This window comes from Streptomyces sp. Ac-502 (assembly GCF_045222935.1).
Lineage (GTDB): Bacteria > Actinomycetota > Actinomycetes > Streptomycetales > Streptomycetaceae > Streptomyces > Streptomyces monomycini.
The window spans coordinates 4660846-4684947 of the sequence record NZ_JBHFFO010000001.1 but is presented as its reverse complement, the minus strand read 5'-3'; the positions used below and the strand labels follow the sequence as shown (position 1 = coordinate 4684947).

Here is a 24102-nt window from a genome sequence, read left to right as displayed (position 1 = left end):
TCACGGCGGTCTACAGCGGTCTGCGGCGGTTTACGCCGGTCCACGGCTGCCTCCTGTAGGGACTACCCGGCGACGGGCGGAGGCGACTGCGCGGCGAACCGGTGCACACCCCTGGCGTCACCGCCACGTCCACCGGCCGGTCGTGCTCCTCGGCCGGCACCTCCGCCAGCACCTCCGCGTCGTACAGCAGCACCACCTTCGCCGGCCGGACACCCGCCTTCTCCAGCCGCTCCAGCACCCGGTCGTACGACCCGCCGCCGCGCCCGAGCCGCATGCCGCGCCGGTCCACCGCCAGCCCCGGCAGCAGCATCGCGTCCGCCTCGGTGACGGACCGCGGGCCCAGCCGGGGCCCGGCGGGCTCCCGCAGCCCCCGCGCGGCCCGTACGAGGCCCTCGGCACCGTCGTACGGGGCCCAGTCCAGGTCGTTGTCCGGCAGCAGTACGGGCAGCAGCACCCGCACCCCGGCCGCGTGCAACTGGTCCAACAGGGCGTGCGTGGACGGCTCGCGCCCCACCGACACGTACGCGGCGACCGTGCCCGCCCCGGCCAGCTCCGGCAGGGCCAGCGCACGGCGTGCCAGCACCGCTCCCGCCGCCCGGATTTCACCGTCCGGCAACTGGGCCCTCATGCCCAGGAGGTCGCGCCGCAACCCGCGTTTCCCACCGTCGTAACCGCTCATGATGCGCCGTCGCTCCCGCTCCTGTGACCCGTTCACCGGACCCCGCCTTCCGGTGCAAAGTGCCGGTTATCGTGATCCGCATGACTCCATCGCGTACTCGGATCACCAAGGCTGTCATTCCGGCAGCCGGTCTCGGGACCCGCTTCCTCCCGGCGACCAAGGCCACGCCCAAGGAGATGCTGCCGGTCGTCGACAAACCCGCCATCCAGTACGTCGTGGAGGAGGCCGCCACCGCCGGACTCAGCGACGTCCTGATGGTCACCGGACGCAACAAGCGCCCTCTCGAAGACCATTTCGACCGCAATTACGAGCTCGAAGAGGCGCTGGACCGCAAAGGGGACGAGTCGCGCCTCGCCCGGGTCCAGGAGTCCAGCGACCTGGCCACCATGCACTACGTCCGCCAGGGCGACCCCAAGGGCCTCGGCCACGCCGTCCTGTGCGCCGCCCCGCACGTCGGCGACCAGCCCTTCGCGGTCATGCTCGGCGACGACCTGATCGACCCGCGCGACCCGCTGCTCCAGCGCATGATCGAGGTGCGGGAGCGGCACGGCGGCTCCGTCATCGCCCTCATGGAGGTCGATCCGGCGCAGATCGGGCTCTACGGGTGCGCAGCCGCCGCCCCGGACGGCGACGACGACGTGGTGCTCGTCTCCGACCTGGTCGAGAAGCCGGATCCGGCCGACGCCCCCAGCAATCTGGCCATCATCGGCCGGTACGTCCTGGACCCCGCCGTCTTCGAGGTGCTGCGCGAGACCGCACCGGGCCGCGGCGGCGAGATCCAGCTGACCGACGCCCTCCAAGCGCTCGCTGCCGACCCGGACCTCGGCGGGCCCGTGCACGGCGTGGTCTTCAAGGGGCGCCGCTATGACACCGGAGACCGCGGCGACTACCTCCGCGCCATTGTCAGACTGGCGTGCGAACGTGAGGACCTGGGCCCGGAGTTCCGGACCTGGCTGCGCAGCTTCGTCAGCGAGGAGATGTGACACCGTGAGCGCCACCACCGGCCGGATCACCCACCAGGAACGCGTCTGGTCGGTGGCCGACCACCTCGACGACGTGCTCTCCAAGATCCACCCGCTGGAGCCGATCGAGCTCCACCTCCTGGACGCGCAGGGCTGTGTACTGGTGGAGGACGTCACCGTCCCCGCCGCCCTGCCGCCCTTCGACAACAGCTCCATGGACGGGTACGCGGTCCGCGTCGCCGACGTGGCGGGCGCCACCGACGAGTTCCCCGCCGCCCTGACGGTGGTCGGCGACGTCGCGGCGGGCAGTGCCGAGCTGCCCGCCGTCGGCCCCGGCGAAGCCGCCCGCATCATGACCGGCGCGCCCCTTCCGCCCGGCGCGGAAGCCGTCGTGCCCGTGGAGTGGACCGACGGCGGGACGGGCGGCGGCCCCGCCGAGGCGATGCGCGCGCACAGCGCCGCGCCCGAGGCCGCCGGCGGCGAGGTCCGAATCTACCGCCCGGTCGACGAGCGCCAGCACGTACGCGCCCGCGGCAGCGACGTCCCGGCCGGCGAACTGGCCCTGCCGGCCGGCACCGTCATCGGCCCCGCCCAGATCGGCCTGCTCGCCGCCATCGGGCGCTCCTCGGTCCGGGTCCGGCCGCGCCCCCGCGTCGTGGTCCTGTCCACCGGCAGCGAACTGGTCCAGCCCGGCGAGGAGTTGGCCCCCGGCCAGATCCACGACTCCAACAGCTTCCAGCTGACCGCCGCCGCCCGCGCGGCCGGCGCCATCGCCTACCGCGTCGGCGCCGTCGCCGACGACGCCGAGACGCTGCGCGCCACCCTGGAGGACCAGCTCATCCGGGCCGACATCCTGGTGACCAGCGGCGGCGTCAGCGTCGGCGCGTATGACGTGGTCAAGGAGACCCTCGCCGACCTGTCCGCCGAGGAAGGCACCGTCGAGTTCCGCAAACTGGCCATGCAGCCGGGCAAGCCGCAGGGCTTCGGCCTCATCGGCCCGGATCGCACCCCGCTGCTGGCCCTGCCCGGCAACCCGGTCAGCTCCTACGTCTCCTTCGAACTGTTCGTACGCCCCGCCATCCGTACGCTCATGGGCCTGCCCGACGTGCACCGCCACACCTCCCGGGCCACCTGCGGCGCGGCCGTCGAGTCCTCCCCGCGGGGCCGGCGCCAGTTCCTGCGCGGCTGGTACGACGCCGACACGGCCACCGTCACGCCCGTGGGCGGCGCCGGGTCCCACCTGATCAAGGCGCTGGCCCAGGCCAACGCGCTGATCGTGGTCCCGGAGGAGACGACCGAGGTGGTGGAAGGGGCGGAGGTGGAGGTCGTGTTGCTGGGGTGAGGTGCCAAGGGGATCGCGGGGGCGAGGAAGAGTGGGGCGGGCGGTGGCCGTACGGCGCCGTGGGGGCCGTACGGACCGCACGCGACAGCCGTCGGCGCCGCAGGTGGGTGCCGTCGGCCTGCTCGCGCGTGCTGCCCCGCACCGTATGCGGGGGCCGTCCGCACCGTACGCGGGGGCCGTCCGCACCGTATGCGGAGGCCGGCCGTACTGCTCGTGCGTGCCGTCCGCACCGGGTAGCCGGGTGACGGCCGACGCCTGCGGGTACGGTGTCGTCGCACAGGCGGCACGGTCCGGACCGGGAGAACGATGAGCAGCGGCCAGCAAGACCTCACCCACCTCGACGCGTCGGGCGCGGCCCGCATGGTCGACGTGTCCCAGAAGGACGTCACCGCGCGCACCGCCCGCGCCAGCGGCCGCGTCCTGGTCGCGCCGCGCGTCGTCGAACTGCTGCGCGGCGAGGGCGTCCCGAAGGGCGACGCGCTCGCCACCGCCCGTATCGCCGGCATCATGGGCGCCAAGCGCACCCCCGACCTGATCCCGCTCTGCCACCCGCTCGCGATCTCCGGGGTCGAGATCGACCTCCGGGTGGCCGACGACGCGGTGGAGATCCTGGCCACGGTCCGCACCACCGACCGCACGGGCGTGGAGATGGAAGCCCTGACGGCCGTCTCGGTCGCCGCCCTGACCGTCGTGGACATGGTCAAGGCCGTCGACAAGGGCGCGGTCGTCACCGACGTACGGGTCGAGGAGAAAACAGGCGGCAAGTCGGGCCACTGGAGCCGTTCATGACCGCGGACCGGCACCGCCCCGGCCAGGACGGACACGGCACGACGGCAGATCCGGGGCCGGAGACCGCGTCCGGCGCGGTGCGCGGCTCGACCGCGAACCCGGGCCCGGACACGGCCCCAGACCGTTCCGCCACCACGCCACCCAACCCTGGACCGGGCTCCGCGGACGGGGCCCCCGGGGCCCCCGGGGCCGCCGCCCCCGCCGGCCCAGGCCCGAGCCCGAGTTCGAGCCCGGGCGCGTCCCCCCACCCGCACCAGCACGCCTCGTCTCAGCAACCCACCTCCGCCGCCCCCACCCCACCCCGGGCCCTCGTCATCACCGCGTCCAACCGCGCGGCGGCCGGTGTGTACGCGGACAAGGGCGGACCGCTGCTCGCCGAGGGCCTGGCGGCGCTGGGCTTCACGGTCGACGGGCCGCAGGTGGTCCCGGACGGCGAACCCGTCGAGGCCGCCCTGCGCGCCGCCGTCACCGCCGCCTACGACGTCGTCCTGACCACCGGCGGTACGGGCATCTCGCCCACCGACCGCACCCCCGACGTCACCCGCGGCGTCATCGACTACGAGGTCCCCGGCATCCCGGAGGCGATCCGCGCCGCCGGCCGCGCGAAGGTGCCCACCGCCGCGCTCTCCCGCGGCCTGGCCGGAGTCGCCGGCCGTACGCTGATCATCAACCTGCCCGGCTCCACCGGCGGCGTCCGTGACGGCCTGGCGGTCCTCGCCGGCCTCCTTCCGCACGCGGTCGACCAGCTACGGGGCGGCGACCATGCGCCGATGCCGGCGACACCCCAGGGCTCCACCTCCACCGGGAGCGCACACTGAACGCCCCCTGGCCCGTCGTACTGGCGGACGGCGAGACCGCCCTCCGCCCGATAAAGCTGCGCGACCAACGGGCCTGGCGCGACGTCAACCGCCGTAACCGCGACTGGCTGCGCCCCTGGGAGGCGACCATCCCGCCGCCCCCGCCGGGCATTCCCGCGCCGCACCGGCCCACGTACCGTCAGATGGTCCGCCACCTGCGCGCCGAGGCGCACGCGGGGCGGATGCTGCCGTTCGTCGTCGAGCACCGGGGCCGGCTGGCCGGGCAGCTGACGGTGGCCGGGATCACCTGGGGCTCGATGTGCTCGGGGCACGTCGGCTACTGGGTCGACGAGGCGGTGGCGGGCCGCGGCGTCATACCGACGGCGGTGGCGCTCGCCGTCGACCACTGCTTCCGCTCGGTGGGTCTGCACCGCATCGAGGTCTGTATTCGGCCGGAGAACCTGCCCAGCCGGCGGGTCGTGGAGAAACTCGGCTTTCGCGAGGAGGGGCTGCGTCCGCGCTATCTGCACATCGACGGGGCCTGGCGCGACCATCTCGTATTCGCGCTGACCGCGGAGGAGGTGCCCGAGGGGCTGTTGGCCCGCTGGCACCGGGAGAAGCCCAGTACACCCCACAAATAAAATACGTGTTCGAATATTTTCACCAATTGACCACAACCGCGTACGGCTGATCTCAACAATCACAAAAAAGTTCGAGATATCAGCCAGATCGTGCGACACACCGGCTCAATTGGCGGATGGCCCCCTGCAAACCCCTCTACCGTGTGAGACGTGAGCAGCAGCGGCCTCATCTACGCAGTCATCGTCGGGGCCTGGGCCGCCTACTTGGTGCCGATGTGGCTCCGCAGGCAGGACGAGCTCAATGAAGCCCGGCCGACGGAGCGCTTCAGTACCGCCATCCGGCTCCTGTCCGGACGTGCGGCCATGGAGCGCCGTTACGCCAAGGGGCTGGAGGGGCAGGGCGGCCGGTCCATCGACGATGCGGGCGAAGTGCGTGAGCCGGACGCCGCGGCCGAGGAGGCCGCCGTCCGGGACTTCGACGCGCCCGCGGACGAAGCCCCGCCCGCCGCTCAGCGCCAGCCCGCGCCCGCCGCCGGCGGCGCGTCCGGTCCCGCGCCGCGCCCCGCCAAGAAGCCCGGCTTCGGCCGGGCCTCCACCGCCGACCGCGTGAAGCGCGCGAAGGTGCTGGCCCGCCGCCGGCGCACCACCATCGTCCTCTTCCTCGCCTTCACCGTCGGCACGGTCGTCGCGGCCGTCGGCGGCCTCGCCTTCCTCTGGGCGCCGGCCATCCCGGCCATACTCCTCAGCGCGTACATCGTCTACCTCCGCGCCCAGGAACGGCGCCGCTTCACCTTCACCATGGACCAGCGCCAGGCCGAGGCGGCCGCCCAGCGGCTACGGGAGGGCAGGCCACGCCCTCCCCAGGCGTCCCAGCAGCCCGCCGCCGACGAAGCCCCCGCTGAGGACGCCACCACCCCGCCCCCCGCCCCGGCGCGCACTCCCGCGCCCGCCCCCGCCCCGAGCCGGCGTCGACGGCCGGCCGCCGCGCCCTGGTGGAGGAGACCGACCACGCGGAGTGGGTGGACCAGCAGCGCGAACGCGAGCGCACCGAGCCCGGCGGCTGGGACCCCGTCCCGGTCCCGCTCCCGACGTACGTCACGGCCCCCGTCGCCCCGCGCGCCACCAGCCACGTCGACCTCGACGCCGACGACGCCTGGAGCTCCGCCCGCTCCGGCCCGGCCACCGAGACCCCCCAGCCCACCCCGTCCGCCACCCCGCAGCGCCGCACCACCCCCGGCCGCCGCACCCGGGGCCGCACCCCCTGTTCGACCAGTACGCCGACGAGGACCGCCCCCGCGCGGCGAACGAGTGACCCCCCACAGCTGACCAGCACGGGAAGCGATTTTTGAGCACCCCGACAAGGATGCTAGAGTTTCACTCGTCGCAAGGGCCTGTGGCGCAGCTGGTAGCGCACCTCGTTCGCAACGAGGGGGTCAGGGGTTCGAATCCCCTCAGGTCCACCGACGGACTGTTCTTGAGGTAGCTCAGGAGTAGTTCACGAGATCCCGTCCGATCATGCCGATCGGACGGGATCTTCGTCGTTTCCGGGGTTTGTCCGATGCTGTCCCGGTGATGGATGGCAACGGATCCTGAGGGCTGCTTGGCCAGGGCAGCCCCCTCGGCGGCCGGCCGCCGCGTCGCAACCAGGTGGCAGGCAGCCGGTCGCGGCGCGGCGGCCGGCGGCGGCAGCCACGTCAGCTCCCGCCGGAAGCGGGGTGGTCCGGGTGGTCGCTGAGCCACTGCTGCAGTTCGCGGTGGCGGAACTGATAGGCGGTGCCTGACAGACGCATCAGCCCGGCGGCACAGCACCAGTCGAGGAAAGCGCCCAAGCGCCACGGCAGTTTTCCGCGAGCACAGATCAGGAAGACCGCATATCGGCGAAGGGGGCAGCCCTGACCAGCGTGAAAGCCAGACCGATGGCCAGGCCGACGGCCACACCGCTGAAGGGAGCCAGGCTGAAGGGGACCAAGCTCAACGCAGCTCCCTTGAGCCCCCGGAGAGAGCGATGTCTTCGGGCCACCAACTGGGAAGAATATTGCTCGCGTACCACCCGGGCGTGGCGGTGCCCTGGTTCCCTATGCCGGCGACGCCCAGTATGAGGGTCCCGACCAGTGCGCCCGCGAAGCCGCTCGCGATCCCGGCCATGACGGCACGCGACAGGACCCTCCGCATGACGGTGCGGGGTGACGCCGTCGCGGCGGGTTCACCGGACGCCCCGTCCACGAGTCCGCCGAGGACGCCGCCCACGACCCCGCCCACGCACCCGAGCGCGAGGCCGATCAGTGGCATGACCAGCGGGCCCGGGACGTCACCCATGCCGAGAATGCCCAGCTCCAGTGACACCATGGTGTCGAGAGGGCCCTTACCTGTCGCCAGCGCCAGGCCATTCATGACGAGCCCGCCGCTGATCCCCCACAGAAGCCCCATCAGTAGCTTCCGCCCCAGCCCAGCCCAGAACCGGCGCAGGCCGGCGGGGGTCTTCAGCAGTCTCCACTCAAGGTGTCTCGGTACGGACTGCCGGGAACGTACCGCTGCCAGTCCCGCGAAGATGCCGAACGCCAAGGCGACCGCCAGAACCGTGAAATTGACGAGCAGCAGGCAGACCATAAGAGGCCAAAAGGTGCTGGAGGCATGGACATCGGTACGGGACGGGCCGATGGAAAGGAAGACGAGCAGGAGCAGGAGCAGGGTGGAGATCCACGGCAGGAATGCCGCAGTGGCGGTGAGCAGGCCGTCAGCCACGCGCACACGGAGACGTCCGGCCAGCGGCCAGAGTTCATGGAGAACCAGGTCGGTGCCCGGTCGGATCTCAGAGGGCCCGGGCCGGCCCGGCGCGTCGAGGTGGCGCGCGAGGCGGGCGAGCCATCGGTGGACGCGGGCGCTGTCATAGCGCGGGTGGGCGTACAAAGTGCCGGTGGCGGGGATGAAGCGGGCCAGCAGATGCTCGTCGAGTGCCTGAGGACTGGTGTGCCGCAGGAGTTCGGCCGGGTCGCTGTCACGGGCGTACACCGTGGCCGCCAGGCACAGCCGCCACGGTGTCGACAGGGCGGCGGCCAGCGGACCGGTCGGGTCGTCGCGCAGCGCTGTCAGGACGGGTTCCCAGCGCGCGGGGGTGCCGGACCGGCTGAGCAGGTAGGCGTGCGCGTCCCGAGCGGGGACGGCGTCGATGTGGACGCGCGCGGCATCCAGCAGCCGGGTGTGCGGCGCGAGGGCGTCGTAGTGGGCGGCGCGGCAGGTCAGTAGGAGGGGGCCGGCATCACGGCCCTCCTGGTAGGCGTTGAGGGCGTCCAGCGCGGCCAGAGCGCGGGGAGCATCGGGAGAGGGAGTGCCGTCCGGCCGGGTGAGGTCCATCTCGTCGAGGCCGTCGAGCACGGGGAGCACCCGGTGGTGGCGGACGAGCGCTTCGGCCATCGCCGCGGGCCAGTCGTATACGTCGACGAGCCGGCCAACGAGCAGTTCACGCACCGGAACACCGGTGTCCCACTCGGCCAGGGACACCCGCACCGGCACCGGTTCGTCCTCTCCGCGCTCTTCGAGCAGGGCGAGCATCAGCTCCAGGGCCAGAACGGTCTTGCCCGAGCCCGCGGCACCGGTGACCACCAGGCGGCGCGGACGGGTCTGCCGGTAGTACGTCGCCACATCCGGAACGGTCGGCGTGCCGCCGAACAGGCGCCCCGTGTCCGCGGGCACCGTCGCGGTACGGGCCGGGGCCGCCCGGACGGTGAAGGTGAGATTGATGCGCTGCGTGTCATCGCCGAGCAGCTGCCGCCACTCCCGCTCCTCGGACTTCTTGACCTGCGTCGCCAAGGTGGCCGCCCAGTCGCGTGAGCGGTTCGCCAGATCACCCTCCGGAGCCCGGCGCAGAGCCAGCACCGCGGCCACCAGCGCCGCGACCGCGACCGGCAGCCCGAGCAGCGCGGCCGTGTCCGCGGGGTCAAGCCCCTCGGCCCCCACACTTGCCATATCGCGTAGACGAGACTGGCCACCAGCAGCGCCACAGCGCAGACACCCAGCCACATCCGCCGACGCCGAAGCCCGCGTCCCCCGATTCCCTTCCTCGCCATGGTTCACCTGTTCCCGGCGGCAACCACCACACCGCGTACAGGGCTCGCTCGGCAGCATCTGACTTCAATCAGTGAACACATGACGGCACATTAGGACTGCGCGGACTCTGTGGTCCACCGTGGCAACACGGGAACGCATCCGTACTCGGTCCTCCTGACCCGCATTTCAGCCCTGTAGCTGTAGTCCCTGTCCTGAGCTATGGGCAAAGCCCGCCCCTGGAGCCCGGAGGGCGCGCTACGGATCACGGACGGGGTCTCGACGAACGACACTGGCCGGCGCCTCGCGTCCGCCCCAACGGCAGTGGACTGACACGTAGTTGTCATACTGACCCCGTTCCGTATGGACGGCTAGGGGGAGGCGTTGTACATGGTTCGCACGGTGGTTCCGGTGGGGCTGGCGGTTGTTCTGGCGGCAGTTGGGGTGCTGCATTTCGTCTGGGCTTTCACGACCTGGCCGATGAAGGACACGGTGACGTTCACCAAGACGATCGGTGGCAGCGACGACGGTGTGATGCCGTCGGCGCCGAGCACGATGCTGGTGGGGGCGGCGCTGATCGGTGGCGCCGTGCTCACGCTCATGGTCAATGAGTCCATCCCGGCGATCGGCCCGGACTGGCTGCGGCTGGTGGGCATGTACGGGCTGGCCGTGGTCCTGCTCGCCCGCGGCCTGGGCGGGTACTTCATGAACTCCGGGGCCGCCGTCGAGTTCCAGCGGTTGAACAGTGTCCTGTACTCGCCGTTGTGTGTGGCGCTCGGCGTCCTGGGCGGGATCGTCGCAGTGGCCGCGAGCAGGCGCTGACGCGTCGCGGACGCGGGGGAATGAGGGTTATCCACAGGCCAGTTGAAAATCGGCCCCGGGCTCTAAAATTGTTGCTTGCGGGGCCGGTGGGCTTCGTCATGTGGGTACTTGATCGGGTATCCGATGGCGGCGACGGGAGGGCACATGGCCAAGGAACGGGCGTTCGGGCCGCATCAGCTGGCCGAGTGGCTGGGCATCGAGCCGCGGCACGTACGGCGTGCCGAGACGCGGGGGCTGATTCCGCCCCCGGACGTGGGCGACGAGCGATGGTCGATGGAGTTGGCCAAGACGCTGCCGGACCGGGTCGAGGAGATCCTGTCCGTGGTGGGGGACGAGAACTACGGGGACGCGCAGGGCGCCGTGAAGGGCGGGCGCCGTCAGCCGGTCAAGGGGAGACGTTCGGGCCGCACCAACTGGCGAGTGAGCTGGAGCTTCAGCGGTGGCAGGTCGGCCGGGCCGGGCAGCGGGGGCTGCTGCCGCCGCCGGACGTGGACGGCAAGCGATGGTCGCGCGAGGTCGTCGAGGGCTTGCGGGAGCGGGTGGCGGAGATCAAGGAAGAGCTCGGTGACCATCCCGGGCTGGGGTCGATCGACGCGGCGAAGCACCTGGCCGGGCGTACGGAGCTGGAGGTCGAGCGGGAGGACGTACGGGTGCTGGCGGGGCAGGGGCACCTTCGGCCGGCGGGGAGTTCCGGGGGTACCCCATGTTCAGCCTGGAGAGCCTCGACGGGCTGGACGGGGAGCTGGTCGCGGGGGTGGTGGCTGAGCGGCAGCGGTGGATGGAGCGGAGCGTGACGGCCAAGGAGGCGGCGGCGCTGTTGGGGTGGCCGGCCGGCAGGTTCGAGGTGGCGGCGGAGCGGAACGGGCTGGTTCCGGGGCGGCTCGGCCGGTACGACCGGGCGGAGGTCGAGGGACTGCCGGAGAGGGACAGGGAGGGGAGGGAGTAGGGGGAGGGAGGTAGGAGGTGAGGGAGAGGAGGGAGGGGAGGTGGGTGGGGATTCGGCGGGGGTGGTTAAGGCTGGGGCTGGGGCTGAGCTGGGGCTGTTGGGGGAGCTTCTTCTTGGCGATGGTTTGGCGGGCTGGGCGGCTGACTTGCCGGGCTGCCCATGCTCGGCGGGTGTGTGTGTGGGGGGGGGGGGGGACGGGGGGACGGGGTGGGCTCCGGCGTCGTCTCCCAGCGCCAAGGTCGACACGGGCGTGTTGCTCATGGGGTCGCCGGTGAGCGGTCTGTGGGTGCCGTGATGGTGCGGCGGTTGTTCGGCCTGTAGACCGCGGTTGGGTTGTTGGGGCTGTCGTGGTGGTGGTTGTGGTGAGGGGGAGCGGAGGCGGGAGGGAGGGGGCGGGGCGGGGGGAGAGAGGGGAGGTGCGGCGGTGGGGGTGGGGTGGGGGTGTAGGTGTGGCGTGGGTTAGTGGGGGATGGCGCGGTGGGTGATGCGGATGCCTCGGCGGGACAGGTAGGTGAGGGGGTTGATGTCGGAGCCGTAGCGGCGTGTCTTGCGTACCTCGAAGTGGAGGTGGGGGCCGGTGGTGCGGCCGGTGGAGCCGCTGTAGCCGATGCGGGTGCCGGCCCGTACGCGTTGGCCGACGCGGGCGGTGATGCGGGAGAGGTGGCCGAAGAGGGTGTAGTAGCCGTCGGTCATGTGGATGGTGACGGCGAGGCCGTAGTCGCCCGAGCGTTTGGCCAGGACGACGGTGCCGGATCCGACCGAGGAGACCGGGGTGCCGGTGCGGACGGCGAAGTCCACGCCGGTGTGATGGCCGGCGGCCCAGTCGCCCTTGACGCCGTAGGGCGAGCTGACGCGGGCATGGGCGGCGATCGGCCGGGTCCACGGGCCGGCCGCCGCGGCCGGGACCGCCTCGGTCGCGGTCAGGCCGAGGACGGTACCGATCGCCACCGGCACCACGCCGAGCAGCAGGAGTCGTCTGCGGAGCCAGTTCATAGTTGCGAGGACACGCCCTACGCCGGGCGGATGCATCTGGAAACGCCCGGTGGGCGCCCGAACGGCGCAGAGGTTCCCCGTACCGGGTGGTAACAGGGGTGAGTCCGGGTGTACGGGGAATCAGGGCGCGCGGGTGGTGCTCGCGCGGTGTTCGAGGTGCGGCAGCTCGGCCTGGAGGCGGCGGGTGGGAGCGCCGTCCAGGAGGGACAGCAGCTCCTGGGCGGCCAGGCGGCCGAACCCGGCGGTGTCGCGTACCAGTGAGGTCAGACGCGGGTGGGTCACGCGGCACAGGGGCGAGTCGTCCCAGGCGACGATGGACAGCGCGCCGGGTACGGGGACACCGCGTCCGGCGGCGACGGCGGCGCCGGCCACGGCCATCACGTCGTTGTCGTAGACGATCGCGGTGGGCGGGCGAGGGGTGGCCAGCAGGCGGCGGGTGGCTTCGGCGCCCTGCTCGTCGGAGTAGTCCGTGCAGACGGAGCGGACATCGCGGGCGTCCAGGCCGAGGCGGGCGGCCTCGGCGTGCAGGGCGGCGACCCGGCGTTCGGTGTGGGCGAGGCCGGGCAGGCCGGCGATGTGCACGATGCGGCGGTGGCCGAGCGTGTGGAGGTGGTCGATGATCGAGCGCATCGCGGCGGCGTCGTCGGCCCAGATGGTGGAGAGGGGGCGGGGGAGAGGGTGGGGGCGGGGGTGGGCTGCTGGGGCGTGGTCGTTCCGGGTGTCGCTCCTGCCCCGGGTGCCGCTACCACCCCTGGTCCCCGCTGCGTGTCCCCGATGACGACTGTGGGCAGGGCCAGGGAGGCGAGGAGGCCCGGGCGGGGGTCCTCGGTGCGGGGGTCCACGACCAGGACGCCGTCCACGCGCCGCTCGGCCCACCAGCGCCGGTACGTTGCGCACTCGGCGTCCAAATCCTCGACGACCTGGAAGAGGAGCGCGACGCGCCGGGCGGCGAGGGCCTCCTGGATGCCGGAGACCAGTTGAAGGAAGAAGGACTCGACGCCGAGGGTGCGGGCGGGGCGGGCGAGGACGAGTCCGACGCAGTCGGAGCGTTCGCCGGACAGTGCGCGGGCGGCGCTGTTGGGCTGCCAGCCCAGTTCCTCGGCGACCTCGCGGATACGGGCGCGGGTGCCGGGGGAGACGCCGTCGCGGTCGTTGAGGGCGAAGGAGACGGCCGAGGGGGAGACGCCGGCGCGTTCGGCGATGTCCTTCATGGTCGGGCGGCGGCGTGGGGGCGCCGTGGGGACGCGGGGGGCGTCGTCCGAGGTTGGGGGGCCGGTGGTCATGTCGTCCGTCAGCTCCTCCGGTCGGCCCGGTCTCCGTGGTGCGGTGGCCTGGGCGGCCTCGGTTGCTAAACCGCATTAGGTGATCGGGCTAAAGCGCATTAGGTGGTTCAGGATCACGGTGTGGGGGCGGGAAGTCAATCGTTGTACGGGGAGGTGGAAGAAGGCGCGTCGGGAGGTGAACTCTCGGCTTCCGTTACGGAATTGAGATGGTGGGTTTGATGAGTGGCGGCTTTAGCGCATTAGCGCAGGTGGGGAGAGTGGTGTGGCGGGAAAGGGTCAGGGTGGGCGCGGCGGGAGGGTGAGGTGAAGGGAACCCGGGGCGGCGGAAGTTGGGGGGCGTGCATTGACGGGACGGAAAGCGGACGACAACGTTGGCATCGCCATCCGGCGGCGCGGCCGGTCGTGTGCCGGTCCGTGCGTGGCTCTTTGCTGTTTCCTCGCGGTTCCCCGATGCGGGAGCGCTCCCTCACGGGGACGTGCCTCCCGGGCAGAAGCGTTTCCCCGACGCAGGAGTGACCATGACGCGCAGGCACTTGGACCCCGTACATAACGTAAGCAGCGCACACGGCGCGAGCGGCGCACATGGTGCGAGCAGCGCGCATGGTGCGAGTAATCATCGTCCCGGCCGCTCCCGGCTGGTCATTGCCACCGCCCTCGCGGCCGCTCTGCTGTCGGCCACGGCCGCCTGTGGTGTCGGCGGGGCCGAGGGGTCCTCGGCCGCCGAGGGGCAGCCGAAGCGGACCGGCAAGGTCTCCGGCGAGATCACCTTCCGTACGCTCCAGCTGAAGCCGAACTTCACCGCGTACGTGCAGGGCGTCATCGACACGTTCGAGAAGAAGTACCCGGGCACCAAGGTGACCTGGGAAGACGTGCCGGGTGACGGCTACAACGAGAAGCTCGTGGCGGATGCGCAGGCCGGCGGGCTGCCTGATGTGGTCAACCTGAACACCGACTCCTTCCAGTTGCTCGGCGACCGGGGGATGCTCGCGGACGTCGCCCGGCTGGACCCGAAGATCGCTCAGGAGTACGTACCGGGCGCCTGGGAGCAGTACAAGCTGCCGGGCAAGGGGGACGGCGTGTACGCCTATCCCTGGTATGTGACGCCCGAGATCCTCACGTACAACAAGGAACTCTTCGCCAAGGCCGGGCTCGACGTGAACAAGCCGCCCACCACCGTGGAGCAGTTCTTCGACCAGGCGGAGCGGATCGCGAAGGCGGCGGACGGCCGGTACAGCGCGTTCATGGCGGATCCGAAGGGGCGGCTGCCGGGTGACTGGCAGAAGATGGGCGTGCCGATCCTGAGCAAGGAGAAGGACGCGTTCGCCTTCGACACACCCAAGGCCGTCGAGTGGGTGCAGCGGATGGAGAAGCTGTACGCGATGGGGGCCATGCCGAAGGAGTCGCTGACCAAGGCCGATGACCTGGCGCAGCTCTACGGGGCGGGGAAGCTGGTGTTCGGGCCCGGGTCGCCGGGTGTCCTCAAGGACGTCAAGCGCAACTCCCCGACTGCGTATGCGAACACGCAGGTGGCGTCGGCCGTCACCGGGACGCTGAAGCACATCGGCATCTACACGCAGTCGCTGGGCGTGCGGAAGGACACCGCGCACCCGGACGCGGCGGCGGAGTTCGCGAAGTGGGTGACCAACGGGCCGAACCAGGTGGCGTTCTCGAAGCAGGTGACGATCTACCCGTCGAACGCGAAGGGGCTCGCCGACCCGTACTTCGCCGACCGGGGCGACGGCAAGGACCCGGAGACGATGGCGCGCGCCATCGGGGCCGAGGAGCTGAAGGCGGCCCAGCTGGACGCCAACACGCCCGTGGAGTGGACCACTCAGGTCGGTGACGCGGTGGTACGGGAGATGCAGAAGGGGATCAAGGGGAAGAGGAGCCCGCGGTGGCGGTCAAGAACGCGCAGGAAGCGGCCAACAAGATCCTCGAACAGCAGCAGAAGCACCAGAAGCAGAAGCGGTAGTGACCGGTGATGCCATCCGGTACGGCGCGCACGAAGCGCACCGCTCACACGACGATTCCCCCGGCCCCGGAGGCCCCGACGACCTCGGACCCGAACCCGGCCACACCCGCCCCCGCCCGGCGCGCAGCCCGGCGCAGCCGCAAAGCTCCCGACACGGACACCGGTCTGGTGCACCGCCGCTGGTGGACGCCGTACCTCTTCCTGCTGCCGGGCCTGGTCATGGTGGTGCTGTTCAGTCTCTGGCCGTTCATCAACACCGTCATCCTGTCGCTCACCGACGCCCAGATCCTGCGCGGCGGCCGGTTCGTCGGACTGGAGAACTACGGGCGGGCGCTCGACGACCCCGACTTCTGGACGGCGACCGTCAACAGCGTCGTCTACCTGGCCGTCGTCGTGCCGTGCCTGGTGCTGCTGCCGCTGGCGCTGGCCGTCCTCGTGCAGCGGAAGGTGCCCGGCATCGGCTTCTTCCGCTCCGCCTTCTACACGCCGGTCATCGCGTCGGCCGTCGTCGTCGGGCTGATCTGGCAGTGGGTGCTGCGCAGTGACGGACTGGTCAACACCGTGTTCGAAAAGCTGCACCTGATCTCCGGGCCGGTCCCGTTTCTGACCGACTCCACGATGCTTCTGGTCTCCGCCATGATCGTCACGATCTGGAAGGGCCTGGGCTACTACATGGTCTTCTACCTCGCGGCGCTGGGGAACGTGCCGACGTCGCTGTACGAGGCTGCCGCGCTCGACGGCGCCGGGGCCGTACGCCGCTTCCTCAGCATCACCATCCCCAGCGTGAAGCCGATGATGCTGCTGGTCGGGACGTTGTCGGCGATCTCCGCGCTGCGTGTGTTCACCGAGATCTACATCCTCGGCGGGGAGAGCGGCGGCCCCGGCGGCGGGGCCCGGACGCTGCCGTTCCTGATCCGGCAGGTCGGGCTGGGCTTCGCGGGCGAGACCGGTTACGCGGCAGCCGTATCGATCCTGCTGTTCCTGCTGACGCTGGCGTTCAGCCTTCTGGGGCACCGGCTGTCGAAGGGAGACGAAAGGTGACCGTTCTGTCCCCGGGTGAACGGCGGGGCCGGCGCACCCCGGTCGCGGGCCGCGGACGCAGGCCGACCCCCGGCCACGAGCTGTCCCCCGGCCACAAGCCAACTTCCGTCCGCAAGCCGCCCCGCGGCCGCAAGGCGATTCTCGGTCTGTCCGGCCGCTACCTGACGTTGTGCCTGATGCTGGTGGTGTTGCTGGGGCCCATCGTCTGGCAGTTTCTGACGTCGCTGAAGGGGCGTGGGGAGGATGTGTACGGGGGTGTGCTGCCCAGCCGGCCGACGCTGGACAACTACGTACGGGTCGCCGAGTCCTTCCCGCTGCTGCACTACGTGGGCAACACGCTGATCGTCGCGGCGCTGGCCGTCACCTCCAACTGCGTATTCGCCGCGATGGGCGGTTACGCGCTGTCGCGGGCGGGGTGGCGCGGGCGGCGGGTCGTGTTCACGGTGCTGGTCGCGACGCTGATGTTCCCCTTCGAGTCCGTGATGATCTCGATGTTCCTCACGGTGCGTTCGATGGGTCTGGTGGACACGCTCGTCGGCGTCTGGCTGCCCGGCGCGGTCTCCGTGCTCAACCTGATGATCATGCGGGCCGCCTTCCTCGCCGTACCGAAGGAGGTGGAGGAGGCCGCGGTCCTGGACGGGGCCGACGAGTGGCAGCGCTTCACGAAGGTGTTCGTGCCGGCGGCGAAGGGCGCGCTGGCGGTGGTCTGCCTGACCAGCTTCATGGGCGCCTGGGACGACTTCCTGTGGCCGCTGATCGTGCTGACCAACAGCGATCACTACACCCTGCAACTCGGACTCAAATCGCTGGCCGGGGCCACCACGGTCAACGACCAGCGGCTGATCGCGGCCGGCGCGATGGCCGCGCTGATCCCGATGATGGCGCTCTTCTTCGCCCTCCAGCGGTTCTTCTTCAAGGGCGTGGGCGAGGGGGCGCTGAAGACGTGAAGGGAAGCGATGTGACGTCGTCCGCCGGCCGCGCGCCCCGTATGGGCGCCAACTACACGCCCAGTCAGGGTTGGTTCCACCACTGGCTGGATTTCGACCTCGACGCCGTACGCCGCGACCTGGACGCGCTCGCGGCGCTCGGCCTGGACCACGTCCGGGTCTTCGCCCTCTGGCCGGTCTTCCAGCCGAATCGTTCCCTCATCCGTCCGCGCGCCGTCGACCAGCTGGGGCAGCTGGTCGACGCGGCCGCGCAGTGCGGCCTGGACGTCGCCGTGGACGCCCTCCAGGGCCACCTGTCCAGCTTCGACTTCGTACCGTCCTGGCTGCGCACCTGGCACCGGCGCAACATGTTCACCGACCCGGAAGCGGTCGACGGCGCGGCCCGCTACCTGGAAACCTTGGCGTCGTCCCTTGCCGGGCGTCCCAACTTCCTGGGTATGACGCTGGGAAACGAGGTCAACCAGTTCTCTGGGCCGCCGCACCCGGACCCCGACCCGTGCACGTACGAGGAGGCCGGGCAGTGGCTGACCCGGCTGCTGGACGTGTGCGAGCGGGCCGCGCCGGGACGGGCGCACACCCACGCCGAGTACGACGCGGTGTGGTTCCAGGACGGCCACCCCTTCACCCCCGCCCAGGCTGCGCGCCTCGGCCGGGCCACCACCATCCACTCCTGGGTCTTCAACGGAACCGCCCAGCGGCACGGCCACGACGGGACCGCGACGGTACGGCTCGCCGAGTACCTGATCCAGGTGGCCACGGCCTGGGCGGACGACCCGGCGCGGCCGGTCTGGCTCCAGGAGGTCGGCGCGCCCGCCCCGCTCGTCCCGCCCGAACACGCCGCCGCGTTCGCCACGGCCACCCTCGACAACGCCCTGACCTGCGAAGAGCTTTCCGGCATCACGTGGTGGTGCTCGCACGACGTGTCCCGCGAGCTGGCGGACTTCCCGGAGCTGGAGTACGGGCTCGGGCTGCTCACCCCGGACGGCGCGGTCAAGCCGGCGGGGCGGGCCGTGGCCGAGACCGCGGCTCGGCTGCGGGCCGAGCCGCCCCGGCCGGTGCGCCGGACGACCGCGCTCGTCCTGGACGCGGGGGACGCCGCCACGGCTCCGCGCCGGTCGGTCTGCGCGCCGGGCGGAGCCTTCTTCGAGGCGTGGGTCCGGCTGGCCGACCAGGGCGTACGGGCGGGAGCCGTCCTGGCGGACCGGGCGCGGGATGCCGCGTATCTGAAGGGGCGGGGGATCACGGAGGTGGTCTGGCCCTCGGACGTGAAGTGAGGAACGGAGCGGAGCGGAAGGGAGCGGAACTGCGCGGAACGAAGTGGAGCGGAACCGAGCGGAACGAACCGGATCGGATCAGTACGGGCGCGGACATGACCGGAGAGCGGGACGAGCGGTGGAGGACGCAATGGACGTACCACGTGATGCGGAGCGGGGTGGGGGCGGTGGCGGGGGCGCTGAGCGCGGGCCGTCGCGGCGCAAACTGGTCGCCGGGGCCGCGGCGGCGGGGCTGGCGCTGCCGCTGACCTCCGGGAGCGCGGGAGCGGTCGTACGGGCGGCCCCCTCCAGAGTGGCCGTACCGACGGACGCCGCCGGAGCGGCGGGGCGGGAACGTGACCCGAAAGCGGCAGGTTTCCTCCAGCCGTACGCCTCCTACTGGTTCCCCGACAGCTTCCCCGAAGGCCGCGAGCCCGACCCCGGCGCGGTCTGGCGCAGCCTGAAGAGCTGGCGCCCGCAGGACGACGCGGACCTGCCGTACAACGTCGCGACCGTGCCCCTGGCCGAGCGCTTCACGCCGGTGCCCGCCAACGCCACCGCGCGCGCCGGCCAGGCCCGTATCTCGGCGCTCGTCTCCTTCGCGGGAACGGCCGGCAACCCCTCCCAGGGTGGTCCCACGGCGGACTACTACGCCCTCAGCCACTGGGCCTACCTGGACGAACTGGTCTTCTGGGGCGGCTCGTCCGGCGAGGGCATCATCCTCGCCCCCAACGCCCCGGTCACCGACGCCGCGCACCGCAACGGCGTGCCCGTGCTGGGCAACGTCTTCCTCCCGCCCACCGCGTACGGCGGCGATCTGACCTGGACGCGCGAGCTGGTCCAGAAGGACGCGCGCGGCCGCTTCCCGCTGGCGGACAAGCTGATCCAGGTGGCCCGCACGTACGGCTTCGACGGCTGGTTCCTCAACGGCGAGACCGACGGCGGCGACCCCGCGCTGGCCCGGCAGTTCGCCGACTTCGTGCAGGCGCTGCGCCAGGGCGCGCCCGAACTGCGCATCACCTGGTACGACGCGTTCAACGCGGACGGCCGGGTCGGCTGGCAGGGCGCGCTGAACGACAAGAACGCGATGTTCTTCCAGCGCGGGGACCGGAAGCTGTCCGACACGGTGTTCGTGGACTTCCGGTGGAGCGCGGCCCGGCTGGCGTCGTCGGCCGCGTACGCCCGGCGGCTGGGGCGTTCGCCGTACGAGCTGTGGGCCGGTGTCGACGTCGAGGCGAGCGGCTGGGACGCGCGCGTGAACTGGGACGCCTTCGTGCCGGAGGGCCGGGACCACGTGGTGTCGTACGGGCTCTACCGGCCCGAGTGGACGCGCCGGTCCGGCGAGGCGCCCGGCCCGTTCCACGCGCGCGACGACCAGTTCTGGGGCGGGCGGAACACCGACCCGTCGGCGCCCGCCGGGCCGGGCTCCTGGCGCCCGGCCGCCCGTACGGTCGCGGACCGCTCGACCGTCACCTCCGTACCGTTCGCCTCCACGTTCAACACCGGCCACGGGACGGCCTGGTACGAGGGCGGGGTGCGGGCCGGCGAGGTCGAGTGGAACCACCTCGGCCTTCAGGACCGGCTGCCGGGGCGGCGCTGGGCGCTGTGGGCGGACGGCGGCGGAACGTTTCGGCGGCCCGCTGTCGGCTTCGACTTCGGGGCGGCGTGGCGCGGCGGCAGCAGCCTGCTCGTGGACGGCCCGCTCGACCGCCCCGTGACGCTGGAGCTGTACCGGACGCGGCTGCCCCTGCGCGCCGGCACCGTCCTGGAGATCACCCACCGCGTCGACGAGGGTTCGGCGGCGGTCACTGTGGAGGCGGCCGTGGCGTACGCGGAGCCCGCCAAGGCGGGCGGGCGGCCGACGTTCCGCCGCCTCCCGGCGAGGACGGTCCGGGCAGCGGACGGCTGGCTCACCTCAACCGTACGGATCGGGGACGGCCCCGGCCGTACCGCGTACGCGCTCGGTGTCCGCCTGAGCGCCCCCGGTGGCAGCCCCGTGCGCTGGCGGCTCGGCGGCCTCGCCGTACGGGACGGTGAGCCCGCCGCGCACACGCCCGCGCCGCCGAGCGCCTTGCGCATCGCCGCCTCGCACATCACGGGCGACGGCACGGCCGAACTACGGCTCACCTGGCAGCCGTCGGCCAAGGGCGCCCCCGTACGGCACTCGGCCGAGGGCACCTCCGTACGGCACCCGGCCGAGGCCGCCCCCGTAAGGCACTACGAAGTGCACCAGATCCTCCCGGACGGAAAGCGCCGCTTCCTGGGCGGGACCTGCGGCACCGCCTGCTACCTGCCCGCGCTGCGGCGTACGGGCGGCGAGGCGGGAACCCGGCTGGAAGTGCGGGCGGTCGGCGAGCTGTACGTCTCGTCGGCGGCCGCCGCGGCCGTATTCACCTGGTAGGTCACCCGCCCAAGGGGCAGAAAACCCGCAGAACCGTGCGACCCGTTCGTGATCACCCCGCACCCGCCGCTCGCCACTCACCCACCGGAGCACCCGCATGCACGACGACCGCAGCATCGTGGAACACCGTCTACGCCGAGTCCTGAACGACCGCATCGTGCCCGCCGTCCGCAGCCGGTCCGTGCCGCTGACGGTCGAGCGCTGGGAGGCGCCGGGCGAGCCGGTGCCGCCCGCCGAGGGCCTGGCCGCCGCCTATGAACCGACGAAGACCGGGGAGGGGTGGGGGCCGGCCTGGGGCACCACCTGGTTCCGGGTCACCGGGCGGGTCCCGGCGGACTGGGCCGGGCGCGCCGTCGAAGCCGTACTGGACCTCGGCTTCGACGCGAACATGCCGGGTTTCCAGTGCGAGGGGCTGGTCTACCGGGCGGACGGCGAGGCGGTGAAGGGCCTGAACCCGCGCAACGACTGGGTGCGGGTCGTCGACGCCGCCACCGGCGGCGAGGAGGTCGAGCTGTACGTGGAGGCCGCCTCCAACCCGGTTCTGGCGGACCACCGGCCCACCTACGAGGGCGACCGGCTCACCGCGAGCCACGCGCCGCTGTACCGGCTGCGGCGGATGGACCTCGTCGTCTTCGAGACCGAGGTCTGGGAACTGGTTCAGGACCTGGAGGTGCTGGGCAGCCTGATGCGGGAGCTGGACGTGGCCGACGCGCGCCGCCACGGCATCCTGCGCGCCGTCGAACGCGCCCTGGACGCCGTCGATCTGAAGGACATCCCCGGCACCGCCGCGCGGGCGCGCGAGCAGCTCGCGGACGTCCTCGCGTCCCCGGCCCACGCCTCGGCCCACCGCGTCAGCGCGGTCGGCCACGCGCACATCGACTCCGCCTGGCTGTGGCCGCTGCGCGAGACGGTCCGCAAGGTGGCCCGTACGTCGTCCAACATGGTCAACCTGATGGACGAGCACCCCGAGTTCGTCTTCGCCATGTCCCAGGCGCAGCAGCTCGCCTGGATCAAGGAGCACCGTCCCGAGGTGTTCGCCAAGGTCAAGGCGAAGATCGAGGCGGGGCAGTTCGTGCCGGTCGGCGGCATGTGGGTGGAGTCGGACACCAACATGGTCGGCGGCGAGGCGATGGCCCGGCAGTTCCTGTACGGGAAGAAGTTCTTCCTCGACGAGTTCGGGATCGAGACGAAGGAGGTGTGGCTGCCGGACTCCTTCGGCTACACGGCGGCCATGCCGCAGCTCGTGAAGCTGTCGGGCTCGACGTGGTTCCTGACGCAGAAGATCTCCTGGAGCCAGGTCAACAGGTTCCCGCACCACACCTTCTGGTGGGAGGGCATCGACGGCACCCGCGTCTTCACCCACTTCCCGCCGGTCGACACGTACAACTCCGACCTCGGCGGGAAGGAGATGGCGCACGCGGCCCGCAACTACCGTGAGAAGGGCCGGGGTTCGCGGTCGCTCGCGCCCTTCGGGTGGGGCGACGGCGGTGGCGGCGCCACCCGCGAGATGCTGGCCCGCGCCGCCCGGCTGCGGGACCTGGAGGGCTCGCCGCGGGTCGAGATCGAGCGGCCCGACGCGTTCTTCGAGAAGGCGCACGCGGAGTACCCGGACGCGCCGGTGTGGGCGGGCGAGCTGTACCTGGAGCTGCACCGCGGCACGTACACCTCCCAGGCCAAGACCAAGCAGGGCAACCGGCACAGCGAGTCCCTGCTGCGCGAGGCCGAGCTGTGGGCCGCCACCGCGGCCGTACGGGTACCGGGCCACGGGTACCCGTACGAGGACCTGGAGCGGATCTGGAAGACGGTGCTGCTGCACCAGTTCCACGACATCCTGCCCGGCTCGTCGATCGCCTGGGTGCACCGGGAGGCCCGCGACACGTACGCGCGGGTACGCGAGGAGCTGACCGGGATCGTCCGCGCCGCGCAGACCGCGCTGGCCGGACCCGGCACCCGGGAGATCGTCTTCAACGCGGCACCGCACGCGCGCGGCGGCGTACCGGCGGGCGGCGCGCAGCCGGCACCCGGGCAGGTGTCCGGGCAGGGCCCCGGCCAGAGCGGTGGGCCCGTCTCCGTACGCCCGGTGACGGTCGAGCCGCTGACCGTGGACGGCCGGGCCACCGGCGGCCACCGCCTCGCCAACGGCCGGCTGCGGATCGAGATCGACGCCCGCGGGCTGGTCGTGTCGGCATATGACATCGAGGCCGAACGGGAGGCCGTGGCACCGGGCGCGGCGGCCAACCTCCTCCAGATCCACCCGGACTTCCCCAACATGTGGGACGCCTGGGACGTGGACGAGTTCTACCGGCACAACGTCACCGATCTGGTGTCCGTGGACGAGCTGACGGTCGACGCGGCCGGCCCGCACGAGGTACGGGTCAAGGTCGCCCGGTCCTTCGGGCACGGCTCCACCGTCGTACAGCACCTGACGCTGCGGGCCGGCGCCAAGGTCCTGGACATCGACACCGAGGTGGACTGGCGGGAGACCGAGACGTTCCTCAAGGCCGCCTTCCCGCTGGACGTGAAGGCCGACCGGTCCGCCTCCGAGACCCAGTTCGGGCACGTCTTCCGCGCCACCCACACCAACACGTCCTGGGAGGCCGCCAAGTTCGAGATCTGCGCGCACCGCTGGATCCAGGTCGGGGAACCGGGCTGGGGAGCGGCCCTGGTCAACGACTCCACGTACGGGCACGACGTCACCCGCGACATCCGTCCCGACGGCGGCCAGACCACGACCGTACGGCTGTCCCTGCTGCGGGCACCCCGCTACCCGGACCCGGAGACCGACCAGGGCCACCACCGCCTGCGGTACGCGCTCGCGCCCGGCGCGGCGGTCGGCGACGCGGTACGGGAGGGCCACTGGATCAACCTGCCCGAGCGCACGGTGCGGGGCGGCGGGCCGGTCGAGCCGCTGGTCGCGATCGACAACGACGCGGTGGTGGCGGAGGCCGTGAAGCTGGCCGAGGACCGGAGCGGCGACGTCGTGGTCCGGCTGTACGAGTCGCACGGCGGCCGGGCGTCCGCGACGCTCACGGCCGGGTTCCCGGTGGCGGGAGCCGTGGAGACGGATCTGCTGGAGCGGGAGACGGCCGGTCCGGCCGTTGGCGAGGTGCGGGACGGGCGGGTGGCGCTGACGCTGCGGCCGTTCCAGATCGTGACCGTACGGCTGTCGCGAGGGGCGGAGGGCTGACGCGCGGGCGGGGCGGCCGAAATCCTGCGGACCCGGCCGGAGGCGGCCGAAATCCCGCGGACCCGG

Annotated in this window: 19 protein-coding genes, 1 tRNA gene and 2 pseudogenes; 15 read left to right on the top strand and 7 right to left on the bottom strand. The window is 72.1% G+C overall.

Annotated elements, in window-relative coordinates; all coding sequences use genetic code 11:
• Positions 1 to 10: 10 nt before the first annotated feature.
• A complete protein-coding gene (locus ACEXOX_RS20970; RefSeq protein ID WP_406522475.1) occupies positions 11 to 679 on the bottom strand; it encodes a 5-formyltetrahydrofolate cyclo-ligase in 669 nt (222 codons plus the stop codon).
• An 80-nt stretch (positions 680 to 759) separates the two neighbouring features.
• Here ACEXOX_RS20970 and galU point away from each other — a divergent pair, with 80 nt between their 5' ends.
• From galU to ACEXOX_RS20935, 7 genes and pseudogenes are all read left to right on the top strand, one after another.
• Positions 760 to 1662, top strand: coding sequence for a UTP--glucose-1-phosphate uridylyltransferase GalU (gene galU, locus ACEXOX_RS20965; RefSeq protein WP_406522473.1), 903 nt, complete (start codon positions 760 to 762; stop codon positions 1660 to 1662).
• A 4-nt stretch (positions 1663 to 1666) separates the two neighbouring features.
• Complete coding sequence (gene glp / locus ACEXOX_RS20960; protein ID WP_406522471.1) at positions 1667 to 2983, top strand: gephyrin-like molybdotransferase Glp; 1317 nt, start codon at positions 1667 to 1669, stop codon at positions 2981 to 2983.
• A 306-nt stretch (positions 2984 to 3289) separates the two neighbouring features.
• Positions 3290 to 3772 carry a cyclic pyranopterin monophosphate synthase MoaC gene (gene moaC, locus ACEXOX_RS20955; protein WP_125046493.1) on the top strand — a complete coding sequence of 161 codons (483 nt, stop codon included), beginning with the start codon at positions 3290 to 3292 and terminating at the stop codon, positions 3770 to 3772.
• Positions 3773 to 3849: 77 nt separating this feature from the next.
• A complete protein-coding gene (locus tag ACEXOX_RS20950; RefSeq protein WP_406526415.1) occupies positions 3850 to 4590 on the top strand; it encodes a molybdenum cofactor biosynthesis protein B in 741 nt (246 codons plus the stop codon).
• The gene (locus ACEXOX_RS20945; RefSeq protein ID WP_078624639.1) at positions 4587 to 5210 is read left to right on the top strand and encodes a GNAT family N-acetyltransferase; all 624 of its coding nucleotides are present in this window, start codon (positions 4587 to 4589) and stop codon (positions 5208 to 5210) included. Before ACEXOX_RS20950 ends, ACEXOX_RS20945 begins: the two co-directional genes overlap by 4 nt.
• A 150-nt stretch (positions 5211 to 5360) precedes the next feature.
• Positions 5361 to 6462 (top strand): annotated as a pseudogene (gene glpR, locus ACEXOX_RS20940) (gephyrin-like molybdotransferase receptor GlpR).
• 75 nt (positions 6463 to 6537) lie between these two features.
• Positions 6538 to 6610 (top strand) — tRNA-Ala (locus tag ACEXOX_RS20935).
• A 234-nt stretch (positions 6611 to 6844) separates the two neighbouring features.
• On the opposite strand, the gene ACEXOX_RS20930 is transcribed toward ACEXOX_RS20935, so the two are convergent.
• Both ACEXOX_RS20930 and ACEXOX_RS20925 read right to left on the bottom strand, forming a co-directional pair.
• The gene (locus ACEXOX_RS20930) at positions 6845 to 6979 is read right to left on the bottom strand and encodes a hypothetical protein (RefSeq protein WP_406522469.1); all 135 of its coding nucleotides are present in this window, start codon (positions 6977 to 6979) and stop codon (positions 6845 to 6847) included.
• A 142-nt stretch (positions 6980 to 7121) separates the two neighbouring features.
• Positions 7122 to 9113 carry an NACHT domain-containing protein gene (locus ACEXOX_RS20925; RefSeq protein ID WP_406522467.1) on the bottom strand — a complete coding sequence of 664 codons (1992 nt, stop codon included), beginning with the start codon at positions 9111 to 9113 and terminating at the stop codon, positions 7122 to 7124.
• A 468-nt stretch (positions 9114 to 9581) separates the two neighbouring features.
• On the opposite strand from ACEXOX_RS20925, the gene ACEXOX_RS20920 reads away from it, so the two are divergent.
• Positions 9582 to 10013, top strand: coding sequence for a DUF3995 domain-containing protein (locus ACEXOX_RS20920; protein WP_406522465.1), 432 nt, complete (start codon positions 9582 to 9584; stop codon positions 10011 to 10013).
• 377 nt (positions 10014 to 10390) lie between these two features.
• Here the strand turns inward: ACEXOX_RS20920 and ACEXOX_RS20915 are convergent, their stop codons facing one another.
• On the bottom strand, positions 10391 to 10684 hold the full coding sequence (locus ACEXOX_RS20915) for a hypothetical protein (RefSeq protein ID WP_406522464.1): 294 nt from the start codon (positions 10682 to 10684) through the stop codon (positions 10391 to 10393).
• Between the two features lie 32 nt (positions 10685 to 10716).
• Between ACEXOX_RS20915 and ACEXOX_RS20910 the strand changes: the two genes are divergently transcribed.
• Entirely contained in the window at positions 10717 to 10959 is a 243-nt protein-coding gene (locus ACEXOX_RS20910) for a hypothetical protein (protein ID WP_406522462.1), read from the top strand.
• A 459-nt stretch (positions 10960 to 11418) separates the two neighbouring features.
• Here the strand turns inward: ACEXOX_RS20910 and ACEXOX_RS20905 are convergent, their stop codons facing one another.
• The 3 genes and pseudogenes from ACEXOX_RS20905 to ACEXOX_RS20895 form a co-directional block, all read right to left on the bottom strand.
• Positions 11419 to 11952, bottom strand: a complete 534-nt coding sequence (locus ACEXOX_RS20905) for a M23 family metallopeptidase (protein ID WP_406522461.1) — start codon at positions 11950 to 11952, stop codon at positions 11419 to 11421.
• 120 nt (positions 11953 to 12072) lie between these two features.
• Positions 12073 to 12582 carry a substrate-binding domain-containing protein gene (locus ACEXOX_RS20900; protein ID WP_406522460.1) on the bottom strand — a complete coding sequence of 170 codons (510 nt, stop codon included), beginning with the start codon at positions 12580 to 12582 and terminating at the stop codon, positions 12073 to 12075.
• Positions 12583 to 13088: 506 nt separating this feature from the next.
• A pseudogene (locus tag ACEXOX_RS20895) lies at positions 13089 to 13163 on the bottom strand (LacI family DNA-binding transcriptional regulator); the annotation flags it as partial.
• Between the two features lie 590 nt (positions 13164 to 13753).
• On the opposite strand from ACEXOX_RS20895, the gene ACEXOX_RS20890 reads away from it, so the two are divergent.
• From ACEXOX_RS20890 to ACEXOX_RS20865, 6 genes are all read left to right on the top strand, one after another.
• Positions 13754 to 15217, top strand: a complete 1464-nt coding sequence (locus tag ACEXOX_RS20890) for an ABC transporter substrate-binding protein (RefSeq protein WP_406522459.1) — start codon at positions 13754 to 13756, stop codon at positions 15215 to 15217.
• Entirely contained in the window at positions 15217 to 16248 is a 1032-nt protein-coding gene (locus tag ACEXOX_RS20885) for a carbohydrate ABC transporter permease (RefSeq protein WP_406522458.1), read from the top strand. The genes ACEXOX_RS20890 and ACEXOX_RS20885 overlap by 1 nt, the downstream gene beginning before the upstream one ends.
• 5 nt (positions 16249 to 16253) lie before the next feature.
• Positions 16254 to 17195 carry a carbohydrate ABC transporter permease gene (locus ACEXOX_RS20880; RefSeq protein WP_406526414.1) on the top strand — a complete coding sequence of 314 codons (942 nt, stop codon included), beginning with the start codon at positions 16254 to 16256 and terminating at the stop codon, positions 17193 to 17195.
• Between the two features lie 41 nt (positions 17196 to 17236).
• On the top strand, positions 17237 to 18469 hold the full coding sequence (locus tag ACEXOX_RS20875; RefSeq protein WP_406526413.1) for a glycosyl hydrolase: 1233 nt from the start codon (positions 17237 to 17239) through the stop codon (positions 18467 to 18469).
• Between the two features lie 130 nt (positions 18470 to 18599).
• Positions 18600 to 20849: an endo-beta-N-acetylglucosaminidase gene (locus tag ACEXOX_RS20870; RefSeq protein WP_406522457.1), complete on the top strand. Its 2250-nt coding sequence runs from the start codon at positions 18600 to 18602 to the stop codon at positions 20847 to 20849.
• 97 nt (positions 20850 to 20946) lie between these two features.
• The gene (locus tag ACEXOX_RS20865) at positions 20947 to 24036 is read left to right on the top strand and encodes an alpha-mannosidase (RefSeq protein ID WP_406522456.1); all 3090 of its coding nucleotides are present in this window, start codon (positions 20947 to 20949) and stop codon (positions 24034 to 24036) included.
• The last annotated feature ends 66 nt before the right edge of the window (positions 24037 to 24102 follow it).